Consider the following 17601-nt stretch of genomic DNA (forward strand, 5'->3'; position numbering starts at 1 on the left):
GTGAAAACGTGAGGTCTACGACTCCCCAGGCGTAACCCAGGACACGCATGCCTGCAGTATCACCGCCTGCAACAGGCTCTCACCGCGAGCGGCAAAAGCCGGCAAAGGCCCGGCCACAAAGGGCCGGGCCCGTGCTTCACGCTGCGATCAATTGCCGCAGTACATAGTGCAGGATGCCGCCCGATTTGAAGTATTCCACTTCGTTCAGGGTATCGATCCGGCACAGCACTTCGATCTGCTCCTGACGACCATCCTTGCGGGTGATGTGCAGGCTCAGGTTCATGTGCGGGTGGATCCGCGCGTTGCTCAAGCCGAGGATATCGATACGTTCGCTGCCATCCAGGCCCAGGCTCTTGCGGGTCTGTCCGGCAGTGAACTGCAGCGGCAATACACCCATGCCCACCAGGTTGGAGCGGTGAATACGCTCGAAGCTTTCTGCCAGCACCGCCTTGATTCCCAACAGGTTGGTACCTTTGGCCGCCCAGTCGCGGCTGGAGCCGGTGCCGTATTCCTGACCGGCAATCACCACCAGCGGCGTACCGTCAGCCTGGTAGCGCATGGCCGCATCGTAGATCGCCATTTTCTCGCCGGTCGGCACATACAGGGTGTTGCCACCTTCTTCACCGCCAAGCATTTCGTTGCGGATACGAATGTTGGCGAAGGTGCCGCGCATCATTACTTCATGGTTGCCGCGGCGCGAGCCGTAGGAGTTGAAGTCGTGCGGTTCCACGCCTTTATCGCGCAGGTAGCGCCCGGCAGGGCTGTCGGCCTTGATGTTGCCGGCCGGGGAGATGTGGTCGGTGGTCACCGAATCGCCCAGCAAAGCCAGTACCCGCGCACCGCGAATGTCCTCGATCGCCGGCAAGGGACCGGTGATGTCATCGAAGAACGGCGGGTGCTGGATATAGGTGGAATCGTCCTGCCAGACATAGGTGGCCGCCTGCGGGACTGCAATGGCTTGCCATTGAGCGTCACCGGCGAAGACTTCGGCGTATTCCTTGTGAAACATCGCCGTATCGACACTGGCGACCGCCGCGGCGATTTCCTGCTGGCTTGGCCAGATGTCACGCAGGTACACCGGCTGGCCATCCTTGCCGGTACCCAGGGCTTCGCTGCTCAGGTCCAGACGCACGCTCCCGGCCAGGGCATAGGCCACCACCAGCGGTGGAGACGCCAGCCAGTTGGTTTTCACCAACGGGTGCACGCGGCCTTCGAAGTTGCGGTTGCCCGACAGCACCGAGGCGACGGTGAGGTCGGCGCCGGTGATGGCTTTCTCGATGGCTTCGTCCAGTGGCCCAGAGTTGCCGATGCAGGTGGTGCAGCCATAGCCGACCAGGTCGAAGCCCAGCTCATCCAGATAGGGCGTCAGGCCCGCCGCCTTGTAGTAGTCGGTTACCACCTTGGAGCCTGGGGCCAGTGAACTCTTGACCCAGGGTTTGCGTTTCAGGCCTTTCTCGACGGCTTTTTTTGCTACCAGGCCGGCGGCCATCATCACACTGGGGTTGGAGGTGTTGGTACAGGAGGTGATCGCGGCGATTACCACCGCGCCGTCGCGCAACACATGCTGCTGGCCTTCGTGTTCATAACTGACCCCGCCAGCCTGGTCGGCGTTGCCCACGGCGACACCGCCGCCACCTTCACTTTCCAGACGGCCGACGTCTTTGGTGGAGGCGCGCAGCTGCAAGCCGAGAAAGCTGTCGAAGGCCTGGCTGACCTGCGACAGGGCGACCCGGTCCTGAGGGCGTTTGGGCCCGGCCAGGCTGGCTTCGACTTCGTGCATGTCCAGGGCCAGGGTGTCGGTGAACACTGGCTCCTGGCCGGGCAAACGCCATAGGCCCTGTTCCTTGCAATAGGCCTCGACCAGTTTGACCGTGTCTTCGGGGCGGCCAGACAGGCGCAGGTAGTCCAGGGTCACCTGATCGACCGGGAAAAAGCCGCAGGTGGCGCCGTATTCCGGAGCCATGTTGGCGATGGTGGCGCGGTCCGCCAGCGGCAGGTCGGCCAGGCCGTCACCGTAGAATTCGACGAACTTGCCGACTACGCCTTTCTTGCGCAGCATCTGCGTGACGGTCAGCACCAGGTCGGTGGCGGTGATGCCTTCGCGCAGCTTGCCGGTCAGCTTGAAGCCGATGACTTCCGGAATCAGCATCGAGACCGGCTGACCGAGCATGGCCGCCTCGGCTTCGATACCGCCGACGCCCCAGCCGAGTACGCCCAGGCCGTTGATCATGGTGGTGTGCGAGTCGGTGCCGACCAGGGTGTCGGGGAAGGCATAGGTACGGCCGTCTTCTTCGCGAGTCCAGACGGTGCGGCCCAGGTACTCCAGGTTGACCTGGTGGCAAATCCCGGTGCCCGGTGGCACCACGCTGAAGTTATCGAAGGCATTCTGGCCCCAGCGCAGGAAGGCGTAGCGTTCGCCGTTGCGTTGCATTTCGATGTCGACGTTCTGCTTGAAGGCCTCTTGGCTGGCGTAGCGGTCAACCATCACCGAGTGGTCGATGACCAGGTCCACCGGCGACAGCGGATTGATCCGCTGCGGGTCACCGCCGGCCTTGGCCATGGCGGCGCGCATGGCTGCCAGGTCGACCACGGCGGGGACCCCGGTGAAATCCTGCATCAGCACCCGCGCCGGGCGGTACTGGATCTCGCGGTCGGAGCGGCGCTCCTTGAGCCAGTCGGCCAGGGCACCGAGGTCGGCGCGGGTGACGGTCTTGTCGTCTTCCCAGCGCAGCAGGTTTTCCAGCAGCACCTTCAGCGACATGGGCAGGCGCTGCAGATCGCCGAGGCTCTTGGCGGCTTCGGTCAGGCTGAAGTAGTGATAGGGACGGTTGGCGACCGTCAGGGTCTTGAGGGATTTCAGGCTATCGAGCGAGGGCATTACCAACTCCTTCTGCGTAGGTGTTCGGCGATCTTCCTTGCTGTCGCCGATTCACCGCCTCTATGACGGTCCGCACGGCACGGACCTGGCTGAGCGGTCAGGTTAGACCTGTTTGGCGCACCTGACCAAGTACTGGACCGGCGGGGCATGTCGCCGGTTCCGATCTTGCTTTATCATTCGCGCATTTGCCGGGGCAGTGCATTGCCTCCGGTCAGGGTTGGGGCCAATGGCCGCCAGCCGTCCTGGAGTGAAGATGAATACCCTGTTTATGCATTGCCGGCCCGGCTTCGAAAGTGAAGTCTGTGCCGAAATCGCCGAGCATGCCGCCCGGCTGGACGTCGCCGGCTACGCCAAGGCCAAACCGCAGAGCGCCTGTGCCGAATTCATCTGCAACGATGGCGAAGGCGCCGAGCGCCTGATGCGCGAACTGCGCTTTGCGCAACTGATTTTCCCCCGCCAGTGGGCGCGCGGTAGTTTCATCGAACTGCCAGAAACCGACCGTATCAGTGTGCTGCTCGAGTCCCTGGGTGATTATCCGGTGTTCGGCAGTGTGTGGCTGGAGGTGATGGACACCAATGACGGCAAAGAGCTGTCGACCTTCTGCCGCAAGTTCGAGGTGCCGTTGCGCAAAGCCTTGAGCAAGGCCGGGCGGCTGGTTGAGGACCCGAGCAAGCCGCGTCTGCTGCTGACTTTTGTCAGTGGTCGGCGGGTATTTGTCGGCGTTGCCGCTGCGGACAATTCGGCGATGTGGCCGATGGGTATTCCGCGCCTGAAGTTTCCGCGTGAAGCGCCAAGCCGCTCGACCCTCAAGCTGGAGGAAGCCTGGCATCACTTCATTCCCCGAGAGCAGTGGGATGCGCGGCTGTCCGATGACATGACCGGTGTTGACCTCGGTGCGGCGCCGGGTGGCTGGACGTACCAGCTGGTCAAGCGTGGCATGCTGGTGACTGCCATCGATAACGGCCCAATGGCCGAGAGCCTGATGGACACTGGCCTGGTTCAGCACCTGATGGCTGACGGCTTTACCTACAAGCCCAAGCAGACGGTGGACTGGATGGTCTGCGATATTGTCGAGAAGCCGGCGCGCAGCGCAGCGTTGCTGGAGACCTGGCTGGGCGAAGGCTTGTGCCGGGAGGCGGTGGTCAACCTCAAGTTGCCGATGAAGCAGCGCTATGCCGAAGTGCGCCGCTTGCTGGAGAGGATCGAAGAGGGATTCAAGGCGCGCAAGGTCAAGGTCTCGATTGGCTGCAAGCAGCTGTATCACGACCGCGAAGAGGTGACTTGCCACCTGCGCCGCCTGGATCTGAAACCGCGATAACTGCACACACTGTGGGAGCGGGCTTGCCCCACGATGCGATGTTGGCTGCCCCGACGTCATCGCGGGGCAAGCCCGCTCCCACAGAAGCCCCTCACACAGGCAGGATGACCCCGCCGTTTGGTTGAGCGACAATAGCTGATTGTTTCCGGAGTTCTACATGACTGATTTCACCCCAGACGCCATCCTCGACGCCACCGGCCTCAACTGCCCGGAGCCGGTGATGATGTTGCACCAGCACGTGCGCGACCTGGCTGCCGGTGGCCTGCTCAAGGTGATCGCCACCGATCCGTCGACCCGTCGCGATATCCCCAAGTTCTGCGTGTTCCTCGGCCATGAACTGGTCCAGCAACAGGAAGATGCCGGCACCTACCTGTACTGGATCCGCAAGAAGCTCGACTAAGCGCGCTGCGCCCGGCGAATGTGCTTGCCACTGCTGCGCGCCAGGCGAATCGACAGCATCAAGGCCGCGCAGGTCAAGCCGGCGATCAGGCCTTCCCACAAGCCGTTGGGGCCACTGGCAGGGCCGAAGTAGTCGGTCAGGCCGAGTACGTAACCCACCGGCAGACCGATGCCCCAGTAGGCGAACAGGGTCAGGATCATGGTTACCCGGGTGTCCTGGTAGCCACGCAGGGCACCCGCCGCGATCACCTGGATGGCGTCGGAGAACTGGTAGAGCGCGGCATACACGATCAGCATCGCGGCAATCTGGATAACCGCCGTGTCCGGGGTGTAGATCGAGGCGATCGGCTCGCGCATCAACAGGATCAGGCTCGCCGAGAAGCAGGCGAACACCAGGGCCGCGGCCAGTCCCACCAGCGCGGCAAAGCGCGCCTGACGCGGCTCGCCGGCACCGATTGCCTGGCCCACACGTACCGTCACCGCCATCCCCAGTGAATACGGAATCATGAACAGCAGCGAACTGATGTTCAGGGCGATCTGGTGGCCGGCCACCACGGTCGGGCCGAGGCTACCGATCAGCAGGGCGATCACCGCGAAGATGCTCGACTCGGCGAACACCGCGATGCCGATTGGCAGGCCAACGCCCATCAGGCGCTTGATGACCGGCCATTGCGGGCGCTCAAAACGTACCAGCACCCGGCTGCTCTGGTAGGCCGGGGCCCAGCGGGTCCAGGCGGCCATGCTCAGGGCCATGAACCACATGACGATACCGCTGGCCCAGCCGCAGCCAACGCCGCCCAGGGCGGGCAGGCCGAAGTGCCCGTAGATCAGGATGTAGTTCAACGGGATATTCAGCAGCAGGCCCAGGCAGCCAATGACCATGCTCGGACGGGTGCGGCCGAGGCCGTCGCTGTAGCAGCGCAGCACATAGTAGAGGGCAATGCCGGGGAAGCCGAAGGCAATACCTTGCAGGTAGCCCATGCTCGGCTCGACCAGTTGCGGATCGACCTTCATCACCTGCAGGATCGGTTCGGCGCTGATCAGCAAGCCACTGGCGATCAGACTGACCGCGACTGCCAGCCACAAGGCCTGGCGCACCAATGGCCCGATTTCGCCGTGCTGGCCGGCGCCAAAGCGTTGCGCCACCTTGGGGGTGGTGGCCAGCAGGATGCCGGTCATCAGCAGGAACACCGGAATCCAGATCGAGTTGCCCAAAGCCACCGCCGCCAGGTCGCGCGGGCTGACCCGGCCGGCCATGACCGCATCGACGAAGCCCATGGCGGTGGTGGCCAGCTGGGCAATGATGATCGGTGTGGCCAGCAGCAACAGGCTGCGCAGTTCGGCGCGTACGCGCGCGGGGCGGGACAGGGGAGGGGAAAGGGTGTTGCAGGTCTGAGGTGTCACAAGACAGGTGTCCAGAAAGGTGCACAAAGCCGACTAGTCTACGCTTTGACACATTGGTCAGGAAATCCATCCGGCGCTTTTGTCTGCGGCTGGATTAGCGCCCCTGCATGGGCCTACACTGCGCACCCCCGATAGGAGAGCGCCATGCTGATAGTTGCCGACGAGAATATTCCGCTGCTCGATGCCTTCTTTGCAGGTTTTGGCGAAATCCGCCGCTATCCAGGGCGCGCCATTGACGCCGCCTGCGTGAAGGACGCCGACGTCCTTCTGGTGCGCTCGGTGACCCGTGTCGACCAGGCGTTGCTTGAGGGCAGCAAGGTGCGTTTCGTCGGTACCTGCACCATTGGCACCGATCACCTGGCGCTGGATTACTTCGCTCAGGCCGGTATCCAGTGGTCCAGTGCACCGGGCTGCAATGCCCGTGGGGTGGTCGACTATGTACTGGGCAGCTTGCTGACCCTGGCCGAACTCGATGGCGCCGAGCTGCCTGGCCGTACCTATGGTGTGGTTGGCGCAGGTGAAGTGGGCGGGCGTCTGGTTGAGGTGTTGCGCGGGCTGGGCTGGAAGGTGCTGGTGTGTGATCCGCCGCGCCAGGCCCGTGAAGGCGGCGATTACGTCAGCCTGGAAACGGTTCTCGCCGAGTGCGATGTGATCAGCCTGCATACCCCGCTGACCCGCCAGGGCGAACATGCCACCTGGCACTTGCTCGACAGCGAGCAACTGGCGGCGCTGCGTCCGGGGACCTGGCTGATCAACGCCAGCCGGGGGCCGGTGATCGACAACACTGCACTGCGCGAACTGCTGCTGGCGCGTGAAGACGTGCTGGCAGTGCTGGATGTCTGGGAGGGTGAGCCGCAGGTCGACCTCGAGCTGGCCGACCTCTGCGTGCTGGCCACCCCGCATATCGCTGGTTACAGCCTGGATGGCAAACAGCGCGGCACTGCACAGATCTACCAGGCCTTCTGTGCCTGGCGCGGTGAGCCTGCGTCGGTGCTGCTTGAGGATCTGTTGCCCCAGCCCTGGCTGGCCGAAATCGGCCTGCAGGCTGAAACCGACCCGGCCTGGGCCCTGGCCACCCTGTGCCGCGCGGTGTATGACCCACGCCGGGATGACGCCGACTTCCGCCGCAGCCTCAGCACTGATGCGCTTGAGCAGAAAGCCGCGTTTGATGCCTTGCGCAAGCACTATCCGCCACGTCGCGAGATTGAGGGGCTAATGGTGCGTCTGCACGGAGATGCACCAGATCTGGCACAGATGGTCCGGGCCCTGGGTGGCGTGTTGCTGTAAAACACAGGCAATAAAAACCCGGCGCATGCGCCGGGTTGAAGAATTCGTCTGGTTCAGTCTTTCTTGGCGGGATCTCTGCGGCTTTGCTCCAGCTTTTGGCAGGCCTCCTGGACCATCGCTTCGGTGATGGTGATCTCTTTGCCATCCGGGCCGATGATCGAGCCGCCGACAGGTGTCTGCGGGTTCGGCGCGGTTTTGGGCTGGGTGTTGCCTTGTTGCAAACTCATTTCCTGTCTCCTCATCAGGTTGCAAGCTCAGACTAGAATCGCCTAGTGACCGAGCTATGACAGCTCCTTCGGTTATCACTGTACGACCCTTCCAGTCGACCAGAAAGCCGGGTAAACCTCCAGTGCTGCGTTAGAACGAAACGGTCTAGGGATCAGCAGGGCTAACCTAAACAGCGGTTATTTCCCTGGTGTTCCTTGGCGCAGGACGAGCGGTCAGGTGTACGCTGGGTAAAATCGCTGATTTCTGGTCCCTACATGCTCAATCGCTTTTCCCCTCGCCAGCGTCAGGCAATGCGTCTGGGCTGGCGTTTCATTCGCCCGTATCGCAAACAGGTGCTGCTGGCCTTGCTCGCCCTGGTCGTTACTGCCGGCATCACCTTGTCCTTGGGCCAAGGTATCCGCCTGTTGGTCGATCAGGGCTTCATGACCCGTTCGCCGCAGCTACTCAATCAGTCCATCGGTTTTTTCCTGATGCTGGTGCTGGCCTTGGCCATTGGCACTTTCAGCCGCTTTTACCTGGTGTCGTGGATCGGCGAACGCTGTGTGGCCGATATCCGTCAGCAGGTGTTCGACCATCTGATTTACCTTCACCCTGGTTTTTTCGAGAGCAATCGCAGTTCAGAGATCCAGTCGCGGCTTACCGCCGACACTACCTTGCTGCAATCGGTGATCGGCTCATCGTTGTCGATGTTCCTGCGCAATGCGCTGATGGTGCTCGGCGGTATCGTGCTGTTGTTCGTCACCAACCCCAAGCTCACCAGTATCGTGGTGCTGGCGTTACCGCTGGTGCTGGCGCCGATCCTGATTTTCGGGCGGCGGGTACGCAGCCTGTCGCGCCAGAGCCAGGACCGGGTGGCCGACGTCGGCAGCTATGTGGCCGAGACCCTCGGGCAGATCAAGACGGTACAGGCCTACAACCACCAGCCCAGCGATCAGCAACGTTTCGGCCGCACGGTCGAGGCGGCCTTTGCGGTCGCGCGCAAGCGCATCCTGCAGCGCGCCTGGCTGATCACCCTGGTGATCGTGCTGGTGCTCGGGGCCGTGGGCGTGATGCTCTGGGTCGGTGGCATGGATGTGATTGCCGGGCGCATTTCCGCAGGCGAACTGGCAGCCTTCGTGTTCTATAGCCTGATCGTCGGCAGCGCCTTTGGCACCCTCAGTGAAGTGATTGGCGAACTGCAACGCGCCGCCGGAGCAGCGGAGCGGATTGCCGAACTGCTGGCCGCACGCAGCGAAATCAGCGCACCGGCACAGGGGCTGCAGCGCTCGGCACCGCGGGTCAGTGGGCGGCTTGAACTTCGCGATGTCCGCTTTGCCTACCCGTCGCGCCCTGAGCCTGCGGCAATCGATGGTTTGAGCCTGATTGTCGAGCCTGGGGAGACGCTGGCGCTGGTCGGGCCTTCGGGGGCGGGTAAATCGACCTTGTTTGACCTGCTGTTGCGCTTCTATGACCCCCAACAAGGGCAAATACGCCTGGACGGCCAGGACCTGAAGCGACTCGACCCGCAGGACCTGCGCCGACACTTCGCCCTGGTCGCACAGAATCCGGCACTGTTCTTCGGCACCGTCGAGGAGAACATTCGATACGGCCGGGCCGATGCCAGCGCAGCGCAGGTTGAGGCGGCCGCGCGCAGTGCCCATGCCCATGATTTCATCCTGCAACTGCCCGAGGGCTATCAGACCCACCTGGGCGATGCCGGCCTGGGTTTGTCGGGCGGTCAGCGTCAACGCCTGGCCATTGCCAGGGCCTTGCTGGTGGATGCGCCGATCCTGCTGCTGGACGAGGCCACCAGCGCCCTCGATGCCCAGAGCGAGCACCTGATCCAGCAGGCGCTACCGACCTTGATGAGCGGGCGAACCACCCTGGTGATCGCTCACCGTCTGGCCACGGTGCAGCATGCCGATCGCATCGCGGTGATCGATCAGGGCCGTCTGGTCGCCATCGGCACGCACCGCCAATTGATCGCGCAAAGCCCGTTGTATGCGCGCCTGGCGGCCCTGCAGTTCAACGTCGTGACGGAAATGTGACAACGTTCCGCAGGCTGTCACATTTCTGTAGCAATCCCCTGAGACTATCTGCTCCAGCTGTTGCGTAATGCTCGAATCAGGCTGCTATCGAACGATGGCAGCTTTTTTTTCGCCTGCGCCGGTTGCCAGTGAACGAGGACAAGGACGTCTTTGCCTGGTCGATGCAATCCAGCGTCGTTTCCTTCCTCCTTGTTCCGAGATTCCTTCCGATGTTGCGTAAATCTCTCAGAGTGCAAATCCTCGCGCTACTTGCTGGCAGCCTGTTGGCGATACTGATGATCGCTCTGGTCTGCTTTCAATTGCTGTCGTCCAGCGTGCGCGGTTATGGGCAATTGATCGACGGGCCGTTGCAGGCCTCGCAATTGATTGACGAGGCCAATCTGCAGTTCAAGGTTCAAGTCCAGGAGTGGAAGAACGTGCTGTTGCGCGGCAAACAACCGGCCGATCTGGATAAGTACTGGCAACAATTCCTTGCCCGTGAGCAGCAGGTGCAGGGCATTCTCGATCAGTTGATCCAGAGCAGCGACGCAACGCTCAAGGCGCGTGCCGAGCAGCTCAAGGAAAGCCATCGCCAGTTGGGCCAGGCGTATGCGCAAGGACGTCAGGCGTTCCTTGCCGCAGGGGCTGACCCGACCGCCGGCGACCAGGCGGTCAAGGGCGTGGATCGTGCGACCAGTGAGCAGATGAGCGAACTGGTCAGCCAGCTGCGCAGCGATGCCCAGGCGCGCGCCCAGACCATCAGCCAGTCGGCAGAGCGCACCGTGTGGCTGGGGCTGCTGGTGATGTTCGGCTCGGCAGTGCTGGTCGGCCTGTTCAGCCTCTGGCTGGTCAACCGTAGCCTGATCGAACCGATCCGCGGCCTGATCGAGTATGTCGCACAGCTGAGTCAGGGGCGTTTCGAGGCGCGGGTGGCCAGTGACCGTCAGGATGAGCTGGGGCGTCTGGCCGTGGCCGCCAATACCTTGCGCGACTTCCTCGCCGATACGTTTACCCGCCTGCAGAACAACGCCGGTGAGCTGGAAACGGCCAGTGGCGAATTGCGCAGCATTGCCGGTGGTATGGCGCGTGGCACCGATGACCAGTTCCAGCGTACCGATCAGGTGGCCACGGCCATGCACGAAATGTCGGCCACCGCTCAGGAAGTGGCGCGCCATGCCGCTGAAGCCGCGCGCGCGGCCGATGACGCTGATCACAGTGCCCAGGCAGGTGAGCAGGTAATGCAGGCCACCATCGACACGATTGCGACGGTCAATCAGGAGATTGCCGGTACGGCGGCGGTGATTCGCCACCTGGAGGCTGGCAGCGCCAGGATCGGCAAGGTGCTGGAGGTGATTCGCGGGATTGCCGAGCAGACCAACCTGCTGGCACTCAATGCCGCTATCGAAGCGGCGCGGGCGGGGGAGGCCGGTCGCGGCTTTGCCGTGGTCGCCGATGAAGTGCGCAGCCTGGCGCAGCGCACGGCTGCCTCGATTGCCGAGATCAACCAGATCATCAGTGCGGTACAGTCCGGCGCCCTGGAGGCGGTCAAGGCCATTGAAAGCGGACAGCAGCGCAGTGAAGAGGGCGCCGAGCAGGTCCAGCGTGCTGGGCAGATGCTGCAGCGCATCACCCTGGCCGTCGAGGCCATCCGCGACATGAACCGCCAGATCGCCACGGCCGCCGAAGAGCAGACCAGCGTGGCTGAAGACATCTCGCGCAACCTGGTGGAAATCACCCGCATCGCCACTGCCAATCAGCAGGCGGTGCAACATACCGAGCAGGCCGGGCATCGCCTGCATGGTCTGTCGGGGCAGCTCGGTGAGGTCACTGCGCGGCTAAGCGCCTGATAAAAGGGGGAAATCCGCCACATTTCGCACGGCAGGGGCGGCGATGTGGCGGATTGTCGCCAGAAAAACCGTTAAAGATGGGGTGCGACGACTCGTCCTAGCTATTAGCCGTTGGTCTTGCAAAAGTTGGCCTGTTTCGTGCTTAAAGGCGGTCAGGCCTAGGCCATGCAAGCACCCGGCGTCAGGCTTCAATGCCCATCGTCAGGGTGACGACCGTTCCCGATCCATCGAACAACCCCAGCTGCCAACCATCGCCCGCGCGTCCAGGCTGCTTGCCTGAACGCCGAGCCCCGCTAAGCTTTGGTCTGCGCGAGCAACAACAAGAATCCGGGCGTGCACAACGGGATGAGCGGTCATTGCCAATTACTTCACCTCAATTGGATTGAACTATGAAAAAAATCCTGCTGACGCTCCTATGCCTGAGTGTCATCGGTTGCTCCAAGCCCAGCGAGCCAGAGAAAAGCGTAGATGTACTGCTGATCGGCGGCGGCATCATGAGTGCAAGTCTGGGGACTTACCTCAATGAGCTGGAGCCGACCTGGTCGATCGATATCTACGAGCGCCTGGACAAGGTCGCCGAAGAAAGCTCCAACGCCTGGAACAACGCCGGTACCGGCCACTCCGCCTTCTGCGAACTGAACTACACCAGCGAAGGTGCCGACGGCAAGATCGACATCAGCAAGGCGGTCGGGGTCAACGAGCAGTTCGAGATCTCCAAGCAGTTCTGGGCCTACCAGGTCGAGCAGAACGTGCTGAGCAATCCGAAATCGTTCATCAACAACGTGCCGCACATGAGCTTCGTCTGGGGCGACAAGAACGTCGAGTTCCTCAAGAAGCGTCATGAAGCCCTGCAGCACAGCTCGCTGTTCCGCGGCATGGAATACTCCGAAGACCACGCGCAGATCCAGAAATGGGTGCCGATCGTGATGGAAGGCCGTGCCGCCGACCAGAAGATCGCCGCGACCCGCATGTCGATCGGTACCGACGTCAACTTCGGCGAGATCACCCGCCAGTTGATCGCCTCGCTGACCAAGCACGACAACGTCAAGCTGCATGTCCAGCACGAAGTGCGTGACATCGTGCGCAACGCTGACAACACCTGGACCGTGGTCGTTGCCGACCTGGCCAACAAAGGCGTCGAGCGTAGCGTGAAGGCCAAGTTCGTCTTCATCGGTGCCGGTGGTGGCGCCCTGAAGCTGCTGCAGAAGTCCGGTATTCCTGAAGCCGAAGGCTATGCAGGCTTCCCGGTCGGCGGTCAGTTCCTGATGACTGACAACCAGGACATCGTAGCCCGCCACAAGGCCAAGCTGTACGGCAAGGCTTCGGTCGGTGCACCGCCAATGTCCGTTCCGCACCTGGACACCCGTGTGATCGACGGCAAGGAAGTCCTGCTGTTCGGCCCGTTCGCGACCTTCTCGACCAAGTTCCTCAAGAACGGTTCGCTGCTGGACATGTTCGCGGCACTGACCACCCACAACATCATGCCGATGACCCACGCCGGTATCGACAACATCGACCTGAGCACCTACCTGATGGGTCAGCTGATGCTCAGCTTCGACGACCGTATGCAAGCGCTGCGTGAGTACTTCCCGAACGCCAAGAACGAAGACTGGAAACTGCTGCAGGCCGGTCAACGCGTTCAGGTGATCAAGAAGGATCCGGTCCACGGTGGTGTGCTGCAGTTTGGTACCGAAGTCGTGGCTGCCCAGGACGGCACTATCGCTGCGTTGCTGGGTGCATCGCCAGGTGCTTCGACCGCCGCGCCGATCATGCTCAGCGTGCTGGAGAAGACCTACAAGGATCGCATCAAGACCCCTGAGTGGCAGGCCAAGCTGAAGGAAATCGTTCCGACTTATGGTCAGAAGCTCAACAACAACCTTGAGCTGACCAACAAGACCCGTGAATGGAGCAGCTCGCGCCTGGGTCTGCTGTATGTTCCGGTGCTGCCGGAAGAGACTGCTGCAGTACAGGCTGAGCCTGCACTGTAAAGGTTGAATCGGTAATAAAAATAGCCCCCTGTTCAGGGGGCTATTTTGTTCGTGGGACAAGCCTCACAGGTGCAGTTCAGCCTGTGGGAGCGGGCTTTCCCCGCGATCAGCGCTGAATCAACGATGCTTGTCGGCATATTTGTTACCCAGTGCGCCACCGGCCGCGCCACCCAGGCCGGCACCGATCGCCGAGCCGGTGCTGCCACCGAGCTTGCCACCGATCAGCGAACCGCCAGCCGAACCCAGACCGCCACCAATGGCCGCCTCGGTCTTGTTGCCCTTCTTCGCGGCCATGGCGCCACCGGCTGCGCCACCGACGCCGGCACCAATCGCCGCGCCAGTGCTGCCGCCGAGCTGTTTTCCGACCACGTTACCCAGTACACCACCCAGGCCGCCGCCCAGGGCAGTCTGGCCATCGCCGGCCATGGCGCCTTGCGCACACAGCAGGCCCAGTGTCAGGGCGGCAAGAGTCTTACGCATGTGTTTCAACCTCTGAGTTCGAAAGGCGCGCATTTTGCGGGCCCCGGCGGCGCTGCGCAATGCTGGCCAGTGCAGATCTTTGTGTGGGAGCAGGCTTGCCCCGCGATTGTGGTTTGTCAGGCATATTGCATCGCGGGGCAAGCCCGCTCCCACAGGATCTCCAGCAGGATTTAGAGGCAGCAAAAAGCCCGCACGAGAGCGGGCTTTTTGTCGAGTGATCTGGTCGGAGAGACAGGATTCGAACCTGCGGCCTTCTCGTCCCGAACGAGACGCGCTACCTGGCTGCGCTACACTCCGATGGAGAAAATATTACTCAAAATTTTCTCCTCGACAAGCCCCCTTAAAAGGCTCGTCGCAGGTATCAGAGGTCCTTGACGGTACGCACCTGATCTTTGTTGATGCGTGTACGTTTGCCATCGAGCTGTTCAAATTCGTAGAAGCCCGATTCATCGTCATATTGCGGCGTGTCGACCGCCTGGATTTCGCGACCGTCGTTCAAAGTGATGACAGTTGGCGAGGAGCAACCAGCCAGAGTGCCCAGGCCCAGAGCGAGCAGGAAGGCGGGGAGGGTCCGTTGAATCATCATGTTTCTCCAGTAGAGGGTGGTGCGTAATGTCCTTGAGACGCATGGCGACGGCGCAAGTTCCTTGTCCATTGCAGCATAGCTAGCGCGCAGCACTATTGATCGGCGGCACGCTCGGGCAGGACCATGGGCGCGAGCGGGGCAGGGCTGTGATATAACACCGCCCATACTCCCTCAATGGATCAAGGTCCCATGAAAGCCAAGGCAGATGTACCTTTCGTGCCGCTGAATATCGCGGTGTTGACGGTCAGCGATACCCGTACCCTGGAAACCGACACCTCTGGCCAGATGTTTGTCGATCGCCTGACCGAGGCCGGGCACGGCCTCGCTGCACGGGTACTGCTCAAGGACGACCTGTACAAGATTCGCGCCCAGGTCGCCACCTGGATTGCCGATGAGCAGGTGCAGGTGGTGTTGATCACCGGTGGCACCGGCTTCACCGGTCGTGACAGTACTCCAGAGGCGGTCGCCTGCCTGCTGGATAAACAGGTCGATGGCTTCGGTGAGTTGTTCCGCCACATCTCCCTGGCGGACATCGGTACTTCTACGGTTCAGTCGCGTGCCCTGGCCGGGTTGGCCAACGGTACCCTGGTCTGCTGCCTGCCCGGCTCGACCAATGCGGTGCGCACCGGCTGGGATGGCATCCTTGCCGAGCAGCTCGATGCCCGCCATCGCCCGTGCAACTTCGTTACTCACCTCAAGCAGGCCGAGCCCTGCGCCAGTCGTGGTTGAGGTGCCTGTGAACAAGCCGTTGATGCCGGTTGAAGACGCACTGGCACGCTTGCTGGCACTGGCTGAGTCCGCGCCCATCGTCGAAACCGAGCAGGTGGCCTTGGCGCAGGCCGAGGGGCGGGTGCTGGCCGAGGCGCTGATCGCCAGTCTGGATCTGCCGCCCTGGCCCAACAGTGCCATGGACGGTTATGCCTTGCGCCTGGCTGACTGGCAGGGTGAAGCGTTGCCGGTCAGCCAGCGCATTTTCGCCGGTCACGCCCCTGAGCCGCTGCAGCCGGGCACCTGTGCACGGATCTTCACCGGCGCGCCGTTGCCGTTGGGTGCCGATTGTGTCGAGATGCAGGAGAACGCCGAGGTTCTGCAAGACCAGCGGGTGCGTTTCAACGAACCGCTGCGCGTCGGCCAGAACGTGCGCCCGCAAGGTCAGGAAACCCGTGTCGGCGAGTCGGTGCTGGCGGCGGGTACACGGCTGGGGCCGATCGAGTTGGGGCTGGCGGCAACGCTGGGTTGCGCCACGCTTACCGTGGTGCGCAGGGTCAAGGTTGCCGTGTTGTCCACGGGCGACGAGCTGGTAGAGCCGGGCTTGCCGCTGGGGCCAGGGCAGATCTACAACAGTAATCGGCGCTTGCTGGTCAGCTGGCTGCAACGCCTGGGTTGCGAGGTAATCGATGCGGGGATCCTTGCCGACGACCTGGAAAAAACCCGTGATTGTCTGGCGGGTCTGGGTCAGGTCGATTTGATCCTCTCGACCGGTGGTGTTTCCGTGGGCGAGGCCGATTACCTGGGCCTGGCCTTGCGCGAAGCGGGCGAACTGGCCCTCTGGAAGCTGGCTATCAAGCCCGGCAAGCCCTTGACCTTCGGTCACTACAAAGGCGTACCGGTGATCGGTTTGCCCGGCAATCCGGCGTCGACGCTGGTGACTTTCGGCCTGCTGACCCGCCCGTATCTGCTGCGCCGCCAGGGTGTGCAGGAGGTGACCCCTCTGCAGTTCCCGGTACCGGCCGGTTTTGACTGGCCAAAAGCGGGCAATCGTCGGGAGTACCTGCGCGCACGGCTGGACCAGGGGAGTGCGCAGATCTACAAGAACCAGAGCTCCGGCGTGCTGCGCAGCGCTGCCTGGGCCGAGGGCCTGGTGGAGGTCCGTGAGGGCACTACACCTGGCAAAGGCGATACCGTGCAGTTCATTCCCTTGAGTGAGCTACTCGGCTGAGCGACTGAGCAAACCGTTATCGCTCAGATTGCCCAGTGTGGGCGCGCGCTGACTCAGGCGCGCGTGCACACTTTCCAACTGGGCCGCAGCAATGCTCCAGTCGTGGCGCTCATGCACGAATTGCCGTGCGGCCTCCGATAACTGGCGCATGCGCCAGGGCTGATTGAGCAATTGGGTGATGAGCAAAGCCAGTTGATCGCCATCGTCACTGCCCAGGTAGTGTTCGCCCTGGGTCACCTGCAGCCCGCATACGCCTTTGGCAGTGGTGACCACCGGCAAGCCGGCGGCCATGGCTTCGAGCACCTTGATCTTCGAACCGCCGGCATAGCGTAGCGGGGCGAAGAAAATTGCCGAATGACGTTGCAGTTCACGCAAGTCGGGCAGGTAGCCGACCCATTCGATTCGCGGGTCGCTCCAGCGCGATTTCCAGCTGTCCGGCAAGGCATGTCCGACGACGGCCAGGCGCACCGCCGGGTTGCTTTGCCAGACCTGCGGAAGGATATCCTCGAGTGCCCACTCGATGGCTTCGAGGCTGGCGTTGTACTCAAAATTGCCGACAAACAACAGTCGCTGGCTGTGCAGCGACGGCTGGATGTCCTGATAGTGCGCGCAATCGACGCCATTGATCACCAGTGAAGCGGGATTACCGGTCAGGCGGCTGATGTGCTCGACATCCTTGGGGCTGACCGCCACCACCTCGTGGGCCTGGCTCAGTACCCGATTTTCCCAGCGCCGGTAACGCCAGCGGTCGAAGGCGTTGAACGGTCGCAGCCACAGCGGCAGGCGGTCGTGGCAGGCAGCGCCGGACACCGATTCGATCGTGTGTTCACTGAGCAGGAAGGGCAGGCTTCGCGCTTGCAGGGCCTTTTCGAACGGCTGGAAACTATAGCTGTGCTCGATCTGGATGACATCCCAGCGCTCTTCCAGCAGCTGCTCGAATCGATGGCGAAGGTGCGGAGCCAGGCCGTTGACACTGGCTCGCATGGGATAGCCGGCATAGACCGCAGCCAGCAGGTTCAGTGGGCTGTGCAGCGGGCGCCTGGGTAACACGATCAGGCGTTCGAGCAGGGGCTCGAGCGCCTGGCGTGCCGCCTCGTTGGGCGGGATTTTCGACTGCACCAGCAAGGTGATCTGGTGGCCACGCTGCGCCAGGCTGCGCAGTAGGTGGTATTGCCGGGTTTTGCCGCCGCTGGTGGTTGGCCAGGGCAGATAAGGCAGTGTCCAGAGTACGCGCATGACCC

General features: G+C 62.5%; 12 protein-coding genes, 1 tRNA gene and 3 pseudogenes. 9 read left to right on the top strand and 7 right to left on the bottom strand.

Features of this window, described 5'->3' with window-relative positions; all coding sequences use genetic code 11:
* Positions 1 to 136: 136 nt before the first annotated feature.
* The gene (acnA, locus tag PSAKL28_RS08255; protein WP_038608844.1) at positions 137 to 2878 is read right to left on the bottom strand and encodes an aconitate hydratase AcnA; all 2742 of its coding nucleotides are present in this window, start codon (positions 2876 to 2878) and stop codon (positions 137 to 139) included.
* Positions 2879 to 3131: 253 nt separating this feature from the next.
* Here acnA and rlmM point away from each other — a divergent pair, with 253 nt between their 5' ends.
* A complete protein-coding gene (rlmM, locus tag PSAKL28_RS08260; protein WP_038608846.1) occupies positions 3132 to 4196 on the top strand; it encodes a 23S rRNA (cytidine(2498)-2'-O)-methyltransferase RlmM in 1065 nt (354 codons plus the stop codon).
* Positions 4197 to 4353: 157 nt separating this feature from the next.
* Entirely contained in the window at positions 4354 to 4596 is a 243-nt protein-coding gene (gene tusA, locus PSAKL28_RS08265) for a sulfurtransferase TusA (RefSeq protein ID WP_038608848.1), read from the top strand.
* On the opposite strand, the gene PSAKL28_RS08270 is transcribed toward tusA, so the two are convergent.
* Positions 4593 to 5999, bottom strand: a complete 1407-nt coding sequence (locus tag PSAKL28_RS08270; RefSeq protein WP_038608850.1) for an MATE family efflux transporter — start codon at positions 5997 to 5999, stop codon at positions 4593 to 4595. The genes tusA and PSAKL28_RS08270 overlap by 4 nt on opposite strands.
* Positions 6000 to 6143: 144 nt before the next feature.
* Between PSAKL28_RS08270 and pdxB the strand changes: the two genes are divergently transcribed.
* Positions 6144 to 7286 carry a 4-phosphoerythronate dehydrogenase PdxB gene (gene pdxB, locus PSAKL28_RS08275; RefSeq protein WP_038608851.1) on the top strand — a complete coding sequence of 381 codons (1143 nt, stop codon included), beginning with the start codon at positions 6144 to 6146 and terminating at the stop codon, positions 7284 to 7286.
* A 53-nt stretch (positions 7287 to 7339) separates the two neighbouring features.
* Here the strand turns inward: pdxB and PSAKL28_RS27835 are convergent, their stop codons facing one another.
* On the bottom strand, positions 7340 to 7513 hold the full coding sequence (locus PSAKL28_RS27835) for a PA1571 family protein (protein ID WP_167335116.1): 174 nt from the start codon (positions 7511 to 7513) through the stop codon (positions 7340 to 7342).
* A 255-nt stretch (positions 7514 to 7768) separates the two neighbouring features.
* On the opposite strand from PSAKL28_RS27835, the gene PSAKL28_RS08280 reads away from it, so the two are divergent.
* The 4 genes and pseudogenes from PSAKL28_RS08280 to mqo all read left to right on the top strand — a co-directional run bounded on the left by PSAKL28_RS08280 (position 7769) and on the right by mqo (position 13355).
* Positions 7769 to 9541, top strand: coding sequence for an ABC transporter transmembrane domain-containing protein (locus tag PSAKL28_RS08280; protein WP_038608852.1), 1773 nt, complete (start codon positions 7769 to 7771; stop codon positions 9539 to 9541).
* A gap of 782 nt (positions 9542 to 10323) precedes the next feature.
* Positions 10324 to 10482 (top strand): annotated as a pseudogene (locus PSAKL28_RS28495) (HAMP domain-containing protein); the annotation flags it as partial.
* A 171-nt stretch (positions 10483 to 10653) separates the two neighbouring features.
* A complete protein-coding gene (locus tag PSAKL28_RS28500) occupies positions 10654 to 11367 on the top strand; it encodes a methyl-accepting chemotaxis protein (RefSeq protein ID WP_371261994.1) in 714 nt (237 codons plus the stop codon).
* Between the two features lie 389 nt (positions 11368 to 11756).
* Positions 11757 to 13355 (top strand): malate dehydrogenase (quinone), encoded by a 1599-nt coding sequence (mqo, locus tag PSAKL28_RS08290; RefSeq protein WP_038608854.1) that lies wholly within the window; start codon positions 11757 to 11759, stop codon positions 13353 to 13355.
* 141 nt (positions 13356 to 13496) lie between these two features.
* Here mqo and PSAKL28_RS08295 read toward each other — a convergent pair.
* The 3 genes and pseudogenes from PSAKL28_RS08295 to PSAKL28_RS08305 form a co-directional block, all read right to left on the bottom strand.
* Positions 13497 to 13835 (bottom strand): annotated as a pseudogene (locus tag PSAKL28_RS08295) (bacteriocin); the annotation flags it as partial.
* 220 nt (positions 13836 to 14055) lie between these two features.
* A tRNA-Pro gene (locus PSAKL28_RS08300) sits at positions 14056 to 14132 on the bottom strand.
* A 64-nt stretch (positions 14133 to 14196) separates the two neighbouring features.
* Positions 14197 to 14418: a YgdI/YgdR family lipoprotein gene (locus PSAKL28_RS08305; RefSeq protein ID WP_038608856.1), complete on the bottom strand. Its 222-nt coding sequence runs from the start codon at positions 14416 to 14418 to the stop codon at positions 14197 to 14199.
* Positions 14419 to 14610: 192 nt separating this feature from the next.
* Between PSAKL28_RS08305 and moaB the strand changes: the two genes are divergently transcribed.
* Positions 14611 to 15150 (top strand): molybdenum cofactor biosynthesis protein B, encoded by a 540-nt coding sequence (moaB, locus tag PSAKL28_RS08310; protein WP_038608857.1) that lies wholly within the window; start codon positions 14611 to 14613, stop codon positions 15148 to 15150.
* Positions 15151 to 16360 (top strand): annotated as a pseudogene (locus tag PSAKL28_RS08315) (molybdopterin molybdotransferase MoeA); the annotation flags it as partial. It abuts the gene before it with no gap.
* Here PSAKL28_RS08315 and PSAKL28_RS08320 read toward each other — a convergent pair.
* Positions 16349 to 17596, bottom strand: a complete 1248-nt coding sequence (locus PSAKL28_RS08320; RefSeq protein WP_038608860.1) for a glycosyltransferase family 4 protein — start codon at positions 17594 to 17596, stop codon at positions 16349 to 16351. The pseudogene PSAKL28_RS08315 and the gene PSAKL28_RS08320 sit on opposite strands and share 12 nt — an antisense overlap.
* Positions 17597 to 17601 lie beyond the last annotated feature (5 nt).

Origin of the sequence: Pseudomonas alkylphenolica (assembly GCF_000746525.1) — a bacterium.
Classification (GTDB): Bacteria; Pseudomonadota; Gammaproteobacteria; order Pseudomonadales; family Pseudomonadaceae; genus Aquipseudomonas; species Aquipseudomonas alkylphenolica.